Raw genomic sequence first — 12,824 nt, forward strand, 5'->3', positions numbered from 1 at the left:
TATTAGCCCCGGTTTCCCGGAGTTATCCCAGTCTCATAGGCAGGTTGCCCACGTGTTACTCACCCGTCCGCCGCTAACCTTTGGGAGCAAGCTCCCAAAGGTCCGCTCGACTTGCATGTATTAGGCACGCCGCCAGCGTTCGTCCTGAGCCAGGATCAAACTCTCCAATAAAGAGTAAGATTAGCTCTTAAAGTTAAAACGTTGGCTAGTGTATATTTCAACACTAATCATTTTTTGTTGACGTATGATTTGTTTAGTTTTCAAAGAACAACTTGTTTCTCTATCGCCCAAAAGCGACTTTCTTAATATACCATTTAACCAATCGCTCGTCAACAACTTTTTTGAAAATATTTTTTCATGAAGTTCGTTGTTAAGCAGCGACGTTTATTAATATAACAAGGTTTAAAAATAAAGTCAACAGTTTTTATCCTTTCTTTTCTTTTCTTTGATTCGCAGACCTTGTGTACTTCAGACATTCTTTTGCTGGTGCCACTCGCTTAAACAGCGTAAATAGAATTTTGTATCTTTCCTCCATAGCTCTCTTTACAACATGATCGATTCGCTCATCTTTTAAATCAAACAAGATCTCATCCATTTCTCTCTTTATAAGGTACTCTATCTCTTTTACTTCTTTCTCATTGATTAACAATCCTAGCATAAAACATGTACACTCCTTTAACAATTTAGTTATTGTAGTGTGTTCCTAATTTCACCATTTTATAAGCATAAAACAAATTCTTTTCGAATAGATTTGAGACAAGTAGTGTTTTGGGACGAGGTGAGAGGATGAACTTTTTCTATGTGTTAAATGGCAAATCATTAAAACAATTTATCCTTGTAGGAGTCGCAGCATTTTTTACAGCCTGGTTTTTGTACTTAGAAAACTATGTAAATGTACCAGCGTTTTCAGGGAAAGACGGACCAAAGGCAGTCTATAAGGGTGAAAAGGACTTAGCTGTCAGCTTTAATATTGGTTGGGGTGATGAAAAAGCAGAGCCGATTTTGGATGTTTTAAAAAGTAAAAATGTAAAATCAGCGACTTTCTTTTTATCAGGTTCTTGGGCAGAAAGGCATCCACATATTGTGGAGAGAATTATTAAAGAAGGATATGAGATTGGAATGCTTGGATATAATTATGAAGATTATACCGAGCTAGAAGAAGATAAAATTGTAAAGGATATCGCAAGGGCTCAAGAGGCCTTTAGAAAACTCGGAATAAAGGATATACAACTTTTACGAGCACCTACAGGTCATTTTGACCAAAAAACCTTAAAAGTAGCAGACCGTTTTGGACTTACTGTTATCCATTGGAGTATTGATTCAAAAGACTGGACCAACCCGGGCGTCGAGATCATTCAAGAAAATGCAGCTAAAGCGACAAAGGGAGACATTATTCTCCTTCATGCATCAGATTCTGCCAAACAAACCGCCGATGCCCTTCCATCTATTATTGATGATATTAATAAAAAAGGATTAAAACTCGTATCTGTTTCCGAAATGATAGCAAATGCCACCTCATCTTCAAAAGAAATAAAATAATTAAGCCGTCTCATTTAGACGGCTTTTTTGCTCTTTTCACTATTTGAAATAAATTTGGGTAATGCTAATAACTGATAGGCATTACAAATAAGCAAAGGGAAAATCATTAAGTATAACCAACTCTTTTCATTTACTCGAAGAATGGGTACCCACTCTAACACAGTAACAACAATCATAAAAAAGAGCGCAGGTATAAATGCTTCTTTATTTGTTAGTCTCGCTTTGTAATATGCCGCAATGAACCCACAAACAGCAATAAAAGAAGCAAGTCCTAAATAAGGTACAAGACTATCTCCTTTTTCAGAAAAAGCATTAAATCGTAAATAAACTAAGTCAAAAAGAACAAAAATGATAAGTACCACCTGTACACTATTCCAAAGCTTTACTGACTTAAATATACCTAAACCAAAACGATGAACCGTTAGGTAGGCAAAGAAGCCCATTTGACTAATAAGGCTAAATATCAATCCAATCCCTACTAACCATGCTAGGATTGATAATATTTCAACTATCTGAAAATCAGTAAAAAACGGCTCAAATTCTTTCCAACGAACAATAAAGCCAACGATTCCTGTTGTAATTCCCCCGATTATAAGCGTCGAGAAAAACAACCTTACCAAGTTACGGCTATTCAACGTAATTTCCCCCAATTATGTAATCATTCCTTATTGATTGTACCAACCAAAGTATGAAAAATCTAGGTTCGAGTAGGAAACGTATAATTTTTGTCGTTTTTCTTCATCATAAACTATAGTTACTATCGAAAGGAGCGTTAATCATGCCTAAAAAGTCTTTAGTGCTCCCCCTTTTAATAAGTGGGTTACTTCTTACTGGTTGTGCTGAAGCGGACACAAGCAGCCAAATGGATTATGAAGAAACAAAAAAAATGGTAGTTGATATCTTAAAGACAGATGATGGAAAAAAAGCCATAAAAGATGTGATGAATGATGAAACCATGAAGGAAACGTTGATCATGGACCAAGCAGTTGTTTCAGATACAGTGGAAAAAGCATTAACCTCAGATCAAGGGACAGCGTTCTGGAAGAAGTCCTTTGAAGATCCAAAGTTCTCTGAAAGTGTAGCAAAAAGCATGAGAACAGAAAATGAAGCCCTTTTAAAAGACTTAATGAAGGATCCAGAGTATCGAACAATGATGATTGATGTAATGAAAGATCCAGAACTCGAAAAAGAAATTACAACCATATTAAAAAGTGCCGAATACAGAAAGCATGTTCAAGCGGTTATGACCGAAACATTCGAAAGTCCATTATTTAAAGCAAAAATTCAAGATCTTATTTTAAAAGCTGTAGAAGAGGTAGCAGAACAAAGCGGAAGTAAGGAAGAAGCAAAAGAAGAAGGCACAGGGGCATAGAAAAGCGGGTCTGCTTTCAATTAAAGGGTTCTAGTGCTTTTCTTAAAATACGTGTAGAAATGACAATCGTATTATAAAAAAGTAAAATAAGCGGAGATTTTTCCGTTAAATAAAGAACGTATCCCTTTTCAGAGGAAATAAGGGGAGGTTTTCCGCTTATGCAAAGCAAAACCTCCCTTTTTCAAATTTTTCGAGTCAATAGGCGGAATCTCTTCGTCTATTTAAGCTTCTTTTAATAATAATTATCAATTAGTCGGAAATTCTCCGTCTATTTATTCGCTCGGTTACTTACCATGATCCCCCAACCAATAAGTGCGGACCCCCTTGATCATGTATACGTGAATCAGCAGCTTTTTATCGACCAGATTATAAAGATCGAAACAGCACCGCAAACTTTATCTCCACTTGTTCTCCTTGCATAAAAAAACCTCTCCAAGTGGAGAGGTTTTCCTTATTTGCTAAGTGACTCGATGATAGTACCTGCGATTTCTTTATAAATTTGACCTAGCTTATGGTCTTCGTGATATACAGAAGGGGCAAAGTCGTCTTCATTCCAATCAGGCTGACCAAGAGGTAACTTGCCAAGCACCTTCGTTTGAAGCTCATCTGCAAGCTTCTCTCCTCCACCCTGACCGAACACATATTCCCTTTCCCCAGTTAGCTTACTTTCAAAGTAAGACATATTTTCAACTACACCTAAAATCTCATGATCGGTTTTAAGTGCCATGGCACCCGCTCTTGCAGCGACAAACGCAGCTGTTGGATGTGGAGTTGTGACAATAACTTCTTTACAAGCTGGAAGCATACTATGTACATCAAGAGCTACGTCACCTGTTCCAGGAGGCAAGTCTAGTAATAAATAATCTAAATCTCCCCATTCTACTTCATTGAAAAAGCTGTTTAGCATTTTACCAAGCATGGGTCCTCGCCATATGATGGGAGAGTTATCTTCAACAAAAAACCCCATGGAGATAACTTTTACACCGAAGCGTTCGACCGGTATAATTTTTTCACCACGTACAGCCGGACGCTTTGTAATGCCCATCATATCCGGTACACTAAACCCATAAATATCCGCATCAACTAACCCAACTTTTTTCCCTAATCTAGCTAATGAAACAGCAAGATTCACAGACACTGTCGATTTCCCTACTCCACCTTTTCCACTCGCGATAGCAATAAAGGTTGTCTTACTTCCTGGTGATAAAAGACCTTGTGATTCCTCCTCCTGAGTAGAACGGAACTTTTCAAGTGTCTCTTGTGGCAGTTCAGAAAAACGGATTCCAACTGACTCTGCACCCGCTCCCTTTAATAGGTTTACAATTTTCATCTGTAACTGTAGCTGCTCTGCTGTTCCTGTTTTTGCAATTCCTATTTTAACACTTACATGTTTTTTCTCTTCCTTAATTTTTACTTCTTCAATGGCATTCAACTCTTCTAATGTCTTATGTAAAAATGGTTCTTCAATACTTTGTAGAAGTTCAATCACTTTTGCTTCTGTTAACAACTTTTACACCGCCTTTTTGAATTCGTTTGCATGTCTTATTATAACATAATCCTCTGCAGATACAGTTAACTGCATCACACTCATATATAAGTAAAAAAAGAAGGTGGCATTTATTTTCACCTTCTTACTCCGCTTCAACTAATTCATTTTCATTTGAGAAATATCTAAGCATTCCTTTATAGATGGAAGCTGCTACCTTCTCTTGATATTCCTCGGTCTTTAACAACTGCTTTTCAGTAGGATTTGATAAAAAGCCCACCTCCACTAATACCCCTGGTTTCTTTGCATTTTTCAAGATATACACAGAGCTTAACGGTTTTGCTTTTCGATCCGTATTTTCAAGATTGATTCGAAGCTCGTCCTGAATGAACTTTGCAGCCTTAGCGTTTTCCTTTAGCTGTGGCGCATAAAATGTCTGTGCACCACTCCATTTCTGTGAAGGAATTGAATTTAAATGAACACTAACAAAAAAATTCGCTTCCGATTCATTAATCATGGCTAAACGCTTTTTTAAATCTTCCGTTTTTCTCCTACTATATCCTCTAGTTCCATCCTCAGCTAAGTCCTTATCTTCCTCTCTAGTCATAATAACTAAAGCACCTTGCTCTTGAAGATAGTCTCTTAATTTCTTCGATACACTTAATGCAATATCCTTCTCAAGCGCACCTTCTTCACCAGCTCCTCCATCAGGTCCACCATGGCCAGGGTCGAGCAAGATGATCTGGCCTGAAAGTGGAAGACTCCAGGAATTCCATGATTCTTTTGTTTTAAAATAATCGTACTGAAGAATAAAAAATAAAATAACTAGTCCAACAGTAAAAGCAATGATTTTAGTTCTTTTGCTCATCTCTATGCGTCAGTCCTTCCCATCCGTCCAATATTCAATTTAATATATGGGACAAGATGGGATAATAGAACTTTAAGTTAATGAAGCCTTAGTTTGTGTCTTCTTTCTCCAGTACGAAAGCCTTCATGCCACCAACTTTCAACATACTGCTCACATAAGTAAAAAAGGGACTCACTATAAATTCCTTCCGTTCCCTTTCCCCAATAAAGGAGAAAATTATACAGTGTATCAATTAAATGCTTTTCCTCTTTATGACATCGGTCCTTTATACTCTCTACCGACTCTCCATAAGACCCAAATTTACTAAAGTGGGCACCTAGAAGATAAGCTTCAATTGCTACATCATAACAAGCCTCTTCAATCCCTGATTGTGTCAGTAAATTGGCTGTAATACGAGATGAACCAAAATATTGTTTGACTCTTTCCTTTAACATTTTCAGTGAGATTTCCCTTAAGACTGATTTTTCATATTTCAACTGTTTTTCACGTTTTTTATCTTTAAAGGTTGTAATTACATTCACTGCATTGTCACCCCTTTCGGTTATTCTTTAACGACGAAAAGAGAGACATACAAATTTGCTACTGAATTCACCTTCCAATTTTTTTGGTTAATTTTCCTACACATGTATTGAATATATTTTACAAGGAATTAAAATAGATGAAATAAATGTAAGCAGGAATATGATCCAATGTCTAGAATTTGTTACCAGATAGGAAAAATTTAGATAAGGTGGGTTATTAGTATGAACCAACTTGAAATTGATGCACTTGAAATATTAGATCGGATAACAGATGGTTTCTTCTCGGTTGATACAAACTGGAACTTCACCTACATAAACTCCGAAGCAGCACGGTTACTATTCCGAAATCGAGAAGATCTTCTTGGTAAAAACATTTGGTTTGAATTCCCTGAGGCAGTAAATTTAGCTTTCTACGATCAGTACCACAAAGCTGTACATGAACAAGTACCAGTAATATTTAGTTCTTTTTTCCCTCCACTAAATACTTGGTTTGATGTAAGAGCCTATCCATCACCCAATGGTCTTTCTGTGTACTTTTTAGATGTTACAGCAGAAAAGAAAGCTGCTTCCAAAAAACAGCAACATTATAAATCTCTATTTGAACAAAATCCTGACGCTGTATTCTCTTTTGATTTAGAATGAAATTACCTTAGTGTAAACTCAGCTATGGAGCACTTGTTAGGCTATACAGAAAAAGAATTTCTCCAATTAACTTATCTTCCCCTTGTTGAAGAAGCAGAATTACAAAGAACAAGAAATCACTATGAAAAGGCAGCAACAGGATACACTCAACATTATGAAACAAAGGCTTTACATAAAGATGGGCGAGTTGTTCATGTGAGTGTTACAAACATCCCAATTGTAGTCGATAATGAGGTTGTGGGTGTATATGGGATCGCCAAGGATATCACTGATCAGAAGGCCACCGAGCTAAAACTCATTAAGTCGGAGAAGCTATCAGCAGTTGGTCAGCTCTCTGCTTCGATCGCACATGAAATACGCAACCCACTTACCGCTCTTAAGGGTTTTCTCCAAATCATGAGGTCTTCTGCCCCAAGCAAAGAAATATGCTATTACGAAATTATGGCGGATGAGATTGCACGCATTGAACAGATTACTGGTGAGTTACTAATGGTGGCTAAACCTCAAGTTCAGCATTTTCATTATGAGAACCTAACAGACATCTTTCATGATGTGACGACACTACTCGGCTCACAAGCACTAATGAATCGAGTGAACATTCATGTCACTTCTGAAGATATTCCCCTAGTATACTGTGTAGCCAATCAATTAAAACAAGTGTTCATTAATCTAATAAAGAATGCGATTGAATCCATGCCATCCGGAGGAGATATTCATGTGTTTTTAGGAAGTTCACATAACGGGCAAGTATATATAAAAATTACGGACCAAGGCTGTGGCATCCCGGAAGATTTACTTAAAAATATCGACATACCATTTTATACAACAAATCAAAAAGGAACGGGTTTAGGTATGATGACGAGCTTTAAAATTATTGAGTCACATGCGGGAACAATGGATATATCAAGTAAAGAAGAGGAAGGAACGATTGTTAAGATCACTTTACCTGTTCATTTTGTAGAGTAAACATCCATATAATAGAGAGGAGGTGTTTTTCTTATTAAAATAAAAAGACCCCCAACCATTGGTTGAGAGTCCTTGATAAGCGTAAAATTAACGCTTTGAGAACTGAGGTGCACGACGAGCGCCTTTAAGACCGTATTTCTTACGTTCTTTCATACGAGCGTCACGAGTTAATAATCCAGCACGCTTAAGTGTTGGACGGTATTCTGGGTCAACGTTTAGTAACGCACGAGCGATACCGTGGCGGATAGCGCCAGCTTGACCAGTGTAACCTCCACCATTAACGTTAACAAGAATATCATAGCTACCTAGAGTTTCTGTTGCGTTTAATGGTTGCTTTACTACTTCACGTAGTGCTTCGAATGGAATGTAATCAGTGATGTCACGATCGTTGATTGTAATTTTACCGCTGCCTGGAACTAGACGAACACGTGCAACGGAGCTTTTACGACGACCAGTACCAATGTATTGAACCTGTGCCAATATAATACCCTCCCTTTAATTATCCACGAAGTTCGTAAACTTCAGGTTGTTGTGCTTGGTGCGGATGCTCGCTACCAGCGTATACGTGTAACTTTCTGAACATTTGACGACCTAAAGAATTTTTAGGAAGCATGCCTTTAATAGCAAGCTCTAACATTCTTTCAGCGTAGTTTGTACGCATTTCAAGAGCCGTTCTAGTTTTTAAACCACCTGGGTGCATAGTGTGGCGGTAGTAGATCTTGTCAGTTAATTTCTTACCAGTTAACTCGATCTTTGAAGCATTGATTAGAATTACGTTATCACCAGTGTCAACATGTGGTGTGAAAGTTGGTTTATGTTTTCCACGTAGAATTGATGCAACTTCTGAAGCAAGACGTCCAAGAGTTTTGCCTTCTGCATCAATCACGTACCATTTACGTTCAATATTGTTTGAATTAGCCATAAACGTTGTACGCATTGAATAGTTCCCTCCTAAATTATACATTCATAAAATTTGTTCTGGCATGCTTTCCACACGTGTTCCGACATGTGTTCAGTCATGATTTACGTATATCTCGACATAATAAGTTAACGGGGCTTATCATGGGATTAAAATACATACATTTGATATCATATACTGCTTCCGCCCTGATGTCAAGGAAATGTTACACCAGGATTAGTTGTCATAGAAATTTTTTTATTAATCTTTTCTACTTTATAACTACGATTCTACTCATAAAACACTTCCCAAAGGTATAACCCCTGTGGGGGCGCTGTTTTTCCTGCAAAGGTTCGGTCTCTCTTTTCGATTATCCCTGGGATAGAGTCGGGCGTAATGTCCCCATTTCCTACCTGTATAAGGGTTCCAACAATGATACGAACCATATTATAAAGAAATCCATTTCCTCGAAAGCGAAGTACCAGCTGTTCACCTTCAGAAGAAATATCTAGATCGTATATCGTTCTTACACGATCCATGACCTCTGTCTTCGCGGAACAAAAGCTAGTAAAATCGTACTCACCAATAAAATGGACACAAGCCTCTTTCATGCTATCTAGGTCCAATGGGAAGGGGAAATGATACGAATAATTTCTTTGAAACGGATCACGAATTTTTCGGCTATCAATAAAATATCGATATTCTTTTCCACCAGCATCAAAACGTGCATGAAAGCCTTGATCCACTTCCTCGACCGCTAAAATGGCAATCTCACTTGGTAAAGCTGCATGTAACGCTAGTTGCCACTTTGATAAGGGTATGTTTAGATTCGAGTCAAAATGAATAACCTGCCCCTTTGCATGCACACCTGCATCTGTCCGACCGGAAGACGTCACCTTTACTTCTCTACCTTTGTGGAGCTTTTTAAGGGCTGCCTCAAGCTCTGATTGAACCGTACGCTTATTAGGCTGTACCTGATAGCCATGAAAAGCCGTCCCGTCATAAGATATTTTACACTTATATCTCGTCATGAGAATCACACCTCTACGCTCGTAATACCGCTAGTAAAGCCGTAACTAGCCCTAAGGCCAACAGCATTGATGTATCTCTGGCGCCCCAGCTTAATTGTCGATACTTCGTTCTTCCCTCACCGCCACGGTATCCCCTTGCCTCCATCGCAATAGCGAGCTCCTCCGCCCGTTTAAACGATGATATAAACAAAGGGATAAGCAATGGGATAATTGCCTTCACACGGTCCTTTACAGGTCCTCCAGTGAAGTCGACACCCCGAGCAGACTGAGCTTTCATAATTTTGTCTGTCTCTTGCATAAGAGTGGGAATGAACCTTAGGGATATAGACATCATTAACGCAAGTTCATGAACCGGAAATTTAATTCTCTTTAACGGTCCAAGAAGCTCTTCTAAGCCATCTGTTATCTCAATAGGTGTAGTTGTTAACGTTAAAAGAGAAGTCATGAGAATAAGCAAAAAGAATCGCACTGAAATAAAAAGACCTTGCTTGATTCCTTCTTCATACACTTCTATCCAACCCCACTGAAATAGAAGATTCCCTTCCTTTGTTAAAAATAGATGAAGAAACAAAGTAAAAACAACTAACCACAATACCGGCTTTAAGCCTGCCATGATAAACCGGATAGATATCTTTGATAAAGAAAGCATGATAATGGTATACACAAGTAGAGTTCCATACGTTAGGACATTATTGGCTAAAAACACCACACATACAAATAAAAAGATTAGAACTAGTTTTGAACGAGGATCCATACGATGCAACACAGAATCTGCAGGAATATATCGACCAAATATCATTTTATCCATCTATTTAGCTCCTCCCTGCAAATGTTTGACAATCGTTTCAGATAATTCTTCGATAGTTAAACAAGTTTTCCCTAGTGATTGTCCAAACTCCGCCTCAAACTTTCTCTGGAAACGAACGACCTCTGGAACATCAAGTCCAAGCTCAAACAGTCCCTCAGGGTCACTGAAAATCTCTGTTGGATTTCCTTTCCTGTATACACGACCTTGGTGCATAATAGCAATCTGGTCAGCGTAAAGGGCTGCATCCTCCATACTATGAGTAACAAGAATCGTAGAAAGATTTCGTTCCTTATGCAATGAATAAAACATATCCATTATTTCTTTTCTTCCACGAGGATCTAATCCTGCAGTTGGCTCGTCTAGTACAATAACATCCGGTTGCATAGCAAGAACTCCGGCAATGGCTACCCTTCTCATCTGTCCTCCTGATAAGTCAAAAGGAGACTTTTGAAGAATTCCCTCCTGCAGGCCTACTTGGCGTATCGCAACCTTTGCCCGTTCCTTTGCCTCTGATTCAGAGACACCAAAATTCATTGGTCCAAAGCATATATCCTTTTCTACAGTTTCTTCAAACAACTGATGCTCAGGGAATTGAAAAACAATACCGACCCTTTTTCTTACTTCTTTAAGATTTTTTTGCTTTTTATTACTTGTAATTACTCGATCACCAATTACAACCTTGCCACTCGTCGGTTTTAATAAAGCATTTAAATGCTGAATAACAGTGGATTTTCCAGAACCCGTATGCCCAATGATCGCCAAAAATGTTCCTGCTTTTATTTCAATGGAGACATCTACTAAAGCAAGACGTTCAAAGGGGGTATTTGCTTGATATTTGTATTCTACTTCTTGGAGTGAGATGTCCATAATTGTTTCACCAACTCTTCTTCTGATAGAAAATGCTTATCTAAGGTCATGCCTAACTCTTTTAACTTCTTGCTCAGTTTTACGGAAAAAGGAATATCCAATCCTAATGAAATTAGCTCTTCTTCCAGTTGGAAAATTTCCTTTGGAGTACCTTCTTTATACACCTGTCCTCTATTCATAACAATCATTCGGTCAGCCTTAGCAGCTTCCTCTAAATCATGTGTAATAGATACAACGGTTAAATCATTATCACTTTTAAGCTCTCGAATCGTTTCTAGAACCTGTTCGCGTCCTTTTGGGTCAAGCATAGAGGTAGCCTCGTCTAAAACGATAATAGCCGGTTTTAGAGCTAATACAGAAGCTATAGCTACTCGCTGCTTTTGACCACCTGATAGATGATGAGGTTCTTGTAATAGAAACTGACTCATCTTTACTTGCTCTAATGCTTCCTGTACGCGGATAATCATTTCCTCCCGAGGAACTCCATGATTCTCAAGTCCAAATGCTACATCATCCTGAACAGTAGTACCAACAAACTGATTATCCGGATTTTGGAATACCATACCAACCATTTTTCTTGTATCCCAAACCGATTCTTCAGATATCTTCGTTTCACCAATGGTAACGGAACCTTTTTCAGCAAACTGAAGACCATTTAAAAGCTTCGCAAGCGTTGACTTACCAGATCCATTATGACCTACAATGGCAAGCCATTCGCCTTTATTTATGTTAAAGGAGACATCATTTAATGCGTACTCCTCTTGAAGATCATATTTAAAAGAGACATTCTCAATCTGAACGATGGATGCTACCAAATTACTCATCTCCTCTCGACTACCATATCTTATCTATAAGAAATACCCAATATTATAAGAAAAGCGGAAGCGCCTTGGTAAGCTCCGACAGGCATAAGACGAAGAACGAAAGAGGTCCTGACCTCTGTAGGGCTTTGGCTTATGACCAAGGAATAATGGCATTAGATTATTCCACCGAGGAGCTAGGCGCTGGAGCTAGACACTGTTCAAAGTTCAAAAATTTATACTTTCTTACCTTATAAAGAAAACTCGCCAATCTTGGCGAGCTTTGAAAGTGAAGACACGGACCATTCACCGTAAAAATATAAAAATAATATGTATGATGGCATGAATGAATGTCTCATTGACTTCTTATTTCAATGCTCTTTCCTAAATAAAGCCTGCGCCTCCTCTTCATTCCAAATGAGAGCAAGGCGCATGAGCTAGACGAGAAGTGAAAACATATATATACACCCTCATCGTAACACTCGTTGGGCTTAAAACTTTAGATAGTCAACGGCTCATTACAGCAAAAGGGCAAGAACAAGTTCCTGTGTAAACTGTCCTTCACCCTTGTTGTCTGTACTAGCTATTAAACTAATTCGATAATTACCATTGGAGCTCCGTCTCCACGACGTGGTCCCAGCTTCATGATTCTAGTGTAACCGCCTTGACGCTCTTCGTAACGGCCAGCGATGTCACTGAATAATTTTTGAACAGCATCTTGGTTAGTTTCAGCGTTAGCTACTTCGTGACGAACGTAAGCAGATGCTTGACGACGAGCATGAAGGTCCCCACGCTTACCAAGAGTAATCATTTTCTCAACTACTGAACGAAGTTCTTTAGCACGAGCTTCAGTTGTTTCAATACGCTCATTAATGATTAAGTCTGTTGTTAAATCACGTAACATAGCTTTACGTTGAGCACTAGTGCGTCCTAACTTTCTGTATCCCATGAAAGTTTCCCTCCTTTGTTGAAGTCATTTATCTCTAGTTGCTTAAGACTTGGAATGGTAAAAGGTTTGACCTAAGA

Annotated in this window: 16 protein-coding genes, 1 rRNA gene and 1 pseudogene; 5 read left to right on the forward strand and 13 right to left on the reverse strand. The window is 38.4% G+C overall.

Going from position 1 to position 12,824, the window contains the following annotated elements; genetic code table 11:
* Positions 1 to 171, reverse strand: a 16S ribosomal RNA gene (locus ACRX5O_RS20900); the annotation flags it as partial.
* A gap of 253 nt (positions 172 to 424) precedes the next feature.
* Positions 425 to 658, reverse strand: a complete 234-nt coding sequence (locus tag ACRX5O_RS20905; protein WP_433907748.1) for a hypothetical protein — start codon at positions 656 to 658, stop codon at positions 425 to 427.
* 128 nt (positions 659 to 786) lie between these two features.
* Here ACRX5O_RS20905 and pdaB point away from each other — a divergent pair, with 128 nt between their 5' ends.
* A complete protein-coding gene (gene pdaB, locus ACRX5O_RS20910; RefSeq protein WP_433907749.1) occupies positions 787 to 1,539 on the forward strand; it encodes a polysaccharide deacetylase family sporulation protein PdaB in 753 nt (250 codons plus the stop codon).
* Positions 1,540 to 1,553: 14 nt separating this feature from the next.
* On the opposite strand, the gene ACRX5O_RS20915 is transcribed toward pdaB, so the two are convergent.
* Positions 1,554 to 2,174: a KinB-signaling pathway activation protein gene (locus tag ACRX5O_RS20915; protein ID WP_433907750.1), complete on the reverse strand. Its 621-nt coding sequence runs from the start codon at positions 2,172 to 2,174 to the stop codon at positions 1,554 to 1,556.
* Between the two features lie 143 nt (positions 2,175 to 2,317).
* On the opposite strand from ACRX5O_RS20915, the gene gerD reads away from it, so the two are divergent.
* Entirely contained in the window at positions 2,318 to 2,911 is a 594-nt protein-coding gene (gerD, locus tag ACRX5O_RS20920; protein WP_433907751.1) for a spore germination lipoprotein GerD, read from the forward strand.
* 451 nt (positions 2,912 to 3,362) lie between these two features.
* On the opposite strand, the gene ACRX5O_RS20925 is transcribed toward gerD, so the two are convergent.
* The 3 genes from ACRX5O_RS20925 to ACRX5O_RS20935 form a co-directional block, all read right to left on the reverse strand.
* Positions 3,363 to 4,418 carry an Mrp/NBP35 family ATP-binding protein gene (locus ACRX5O_RS20925; RefSeq protein WP_433907752.1) on the reverse strand — a complete coding sequence of 352 codons (1,056 nt, stop codon included), beginning with the start codon at positions 4,416 to 4,418 and terminating at the stop codon, positions 3,363 to 3,365.
* Between the two features lie 124 nt (positions 4,419 to 4,542).
* Entirely contained in the window at positions 4,543 to 5,265 is a 723-nt protein-coding gene (cwlD, locus tag ACRX5O_RS20930; protein ID WP_433907753.1) for an N-acetylmuramoyl-L-alanine amidase CwlD, read from the reverse strand.
* A 77-nt stretch (positions 5,266 to 5,342) separates the two neighbouring features.
* Positions 5,343 to 5,786 (reverse strand): YbaK family protein, encoded by a 444-nt coding sequence (locus tag ACRX5O_RS20935; RefSeq protein ID WP_433907754.1) that lies wholly within the window; start codon positions 5,784 to 5,786, stop codon positions 5,343 to 5,345.
* A gap of 222 nt (positions 5,787 to 6,008) precedes the next feature.
* Here ACRX5O_RS20935 and ACRX5O_RS20940 point away from each other — a divergent pair, with 222 nt between their 5' ends.
* The 3 genes and pseudogenes from ACRX5O_RS20940 to ACRX5O_RS20950 all read left to right on the forward strand — a co-directional run bounded on the left by ACRX5O_RS20940 (position 6,009) and on the right by ACRX5O_RS20950 (position 7,394).
* The gene (locus ACRX5O_RS20940; RefSeq protein ID WP_433907755.1) at positions 6,009 to 6,428 is read left to right on the forward strand and encodes a PAS domain-containing protein; all 420 of its coding nucleotides are present in this window, start codon (positions 6,009 to 6,011) and stop codon (positions 6,426 to 6,428) included.
* 15 nt (positions 6,429 to 6,443) lie between these two features.
* A pseudogene (locus ACRX5O_RS20945) lies at positions 6,444 to 6,713 on the forward strand (PAS domain S-box protein); the annotation flags it as partial.
* 12 nt (positions 6,714 to 6,725) lie between these two features.
* The gene (locus ACRX5O_RS20950) at positions 6,726 to 7,394 is read left to right on the forward strand and encodes an ATP-binding protein (protein ID WP_433907785.1); all 669 of its coding nucleotides are present in this window, start codon (positions 6,726 to 6,728) and stop codon (positions 7,392 to 7,394) included.
* Between the two features lie 87 nt (positions 7,395 to 7,481).
* Here ACRX5O_RS20950 and rpsI read toward each other — a convergent pair whose 3' ends face one another.
* The 7 genes from rpsI to rplQ all read right to left on the reverse strand — a co-directional run bounded on the left by rpsI (position 7,482) and on the right by rplQ (position 12,747).
* A complete protein-coding gene (gene rpsI, locus ACRX5O_RS20955) occupies positions 7,482 to 7,874 on the reverse strand; it encodes a 30S ribosomal protein S9 (RefSeq protein ID WP_066058480.1) in 393 nt (130 codons plus the stop codon).
* 19 nt (positions 7,875 to 7,893) lie between these two features.
* Positions 7,894 to 8,331, reverse strand: coding sequence for a 50S ribosomal protein L13 (gene rplM, locus ACRX5O_RS20960; protein ID WP_066058483.1), 438 nt, complete (start codon positions 8,329 to 8,331; stop codon positions 7,894 to 7,896).
* A 251-nt stretch (positions 8,332 to 8,582) separates the two neighbouring features.
* Positions 8,583 to 9,323 (reverse strand): tRNA pseudouridine(38-40) synthase TruA, encoded by a 741-nt coding sequence (gene truA / locus ACRX5O_RS20965; RefSeq protein ID WP_433907756.1) that lies wholly within the window; start codon positions 9,321 to 9,323, stop codon positions 8,583 to 8,585.
* 13 nt (positions 9,324 to 9,336) lie between these two features.
* The gene (locus ACRX5O_RS20970) at positions 9,337 to 10,131 is read right to left on the reverse strand and encodes an energy-coupling factor transporter transmembrane component T family protein (RefSeq protein WP_433907757.1); all 795 of its coding nucleotides are present in this window, start codon (positions 10,129 to 10,131) and stop codon (positions 9,337 to 9,339) included.
* Positions 10,132 to 10,998: an energy-coupling factor ABC transporter ATP-binding protein gene (locus ACRX5O_RS20975; RefSeq protein ID WP_433907758.1), complete on the reverse strand. Its 867-nt coding sequence runs from the start codon at positions 10,996 to 10,998 to the stop codon at positions 10,132 to 10,134.
* Positions 10,974 to 11,822 (reverse strand): energy-coupling factor ABC transporter ATP-binding protein, encoded by an 849-nt coding sequence (locus ACRX5O_RS20980; RefSeq protein ID WP_433907759.1) that lies wholly within the window; start codon positions 11,820 to 11,822, stop codon positions 10,974 to 10,976. Before ACRX5O_RS20980 ends, ACRX5O_RS20975 begins: the two co-directional genes overlap by 25 nt.
* Before the next feature lie 562 nt (positions 11,823 to 12,384).
* The gene (gene rplQ / locus ACRX5O_RS20985; RefSeq protein ID WP_066058495.1) at positions 12,385 to 12,747 is read right to left on the reverse strand and encodes a 50S ribosomal protein L17; all 363 of its coding nucleotides are present in this window, start codon (positions 12,745 to 12,747) and stop codon (positions 12,385 to 12,387) included.
* Positions 12,748 to 12,824: the final 77 nt, after the last annotated feature.

This window comes from Robertmurraya mesotrionivorans (genome assembly GCF_050971805.1).
Classification (GTDB): domain Bacteria; phylum Bacillota; class Bacilli; order Bacillales; family Cytobacillaceae; genus Robertmurraya_A.

What these genes read in the sequence shown, in the direction of transcription:
- ACRX5O_RS20905 (WP_433907748.1), bottom strand. Translation starts at nt 658, where the DNA reads ATGCTAGGATTGTTAATCAATGAGAAAGAAGTAAAAGAGATAGAGTAC.
- pdaB (WP_433907749.1), top strand. Translation starts at nt 787, where the DNA reads ATGAACTTTTTCTATGTGTTAAATGGCAAATCATTAAAACAATTTATC.
- gerD (WP_433907751.1), top strand. Translation starts at nt 2,318, where the DNA reads ATGCCTAAAAAGTCTTTAGTGCTCCCCCTTTTAATAAGTGGGTTACTT.
- cwlD (WP_433907753.1), bottom strand. Translation starts at nt 5,265, where the DNA reads ATGAGCAAAAGAACTAAAATCATTGCTTTTACTGTTGGACTAGTTATT.
- ACRX5O_RS20940 (WP_433907755.1), top strand. Translation starts at nt 6,009, where the DNA reads ATGAACCAACTTGAAATTGATGCACTTGAAATATTAGATCGGATAACA.
- rplM (WP_066058483.1), bottom strand. Translation starts at nt 8,331, where the DNA reads ATGCGTACAACGTTTATGGCTAATTCAAACAATATTGAACGTAAATGG.
- truA (WP_433907756.1), bottom strand. Translation starts at nt 9,323, where the DNA reads ATGACGAGATATAAGTGTAAAATATCTTATGACGGGACGGCTTTTCAT.
- ACRX5O_RS20970 (WP_433907757.1), bottom strand. Translation starts at nt 10,131, where the DNA reads ATGGATAAAATGATATTTGGTCGATATATTCCTGCAGATTCTGTGTTG.
- ACRX5O_RS20975 (WP_433907758.1), bottom strand. Translation starts at nt 10,998, where the DNA reads ATGGACATCTCACTCCAAGAAGTAGAATACAAATATCAAGCAAATACC.
- ACRX5O_RS20980 (WP_433907759.1), bottom strand. Translation starts at nt 11,822, where the DNA reads ATGAGTAATTTGGTAGCATCCATCGTTCAGATTGAGAATGTCTCTTTT.
- rplQ (WP_066058495.1), bottom strand. Translation starts at nt 12,747, where the DNA reads ATGGGATACAGAAAGTTAGGACGCACTAGTGCTCAACGTAAAGCTATG.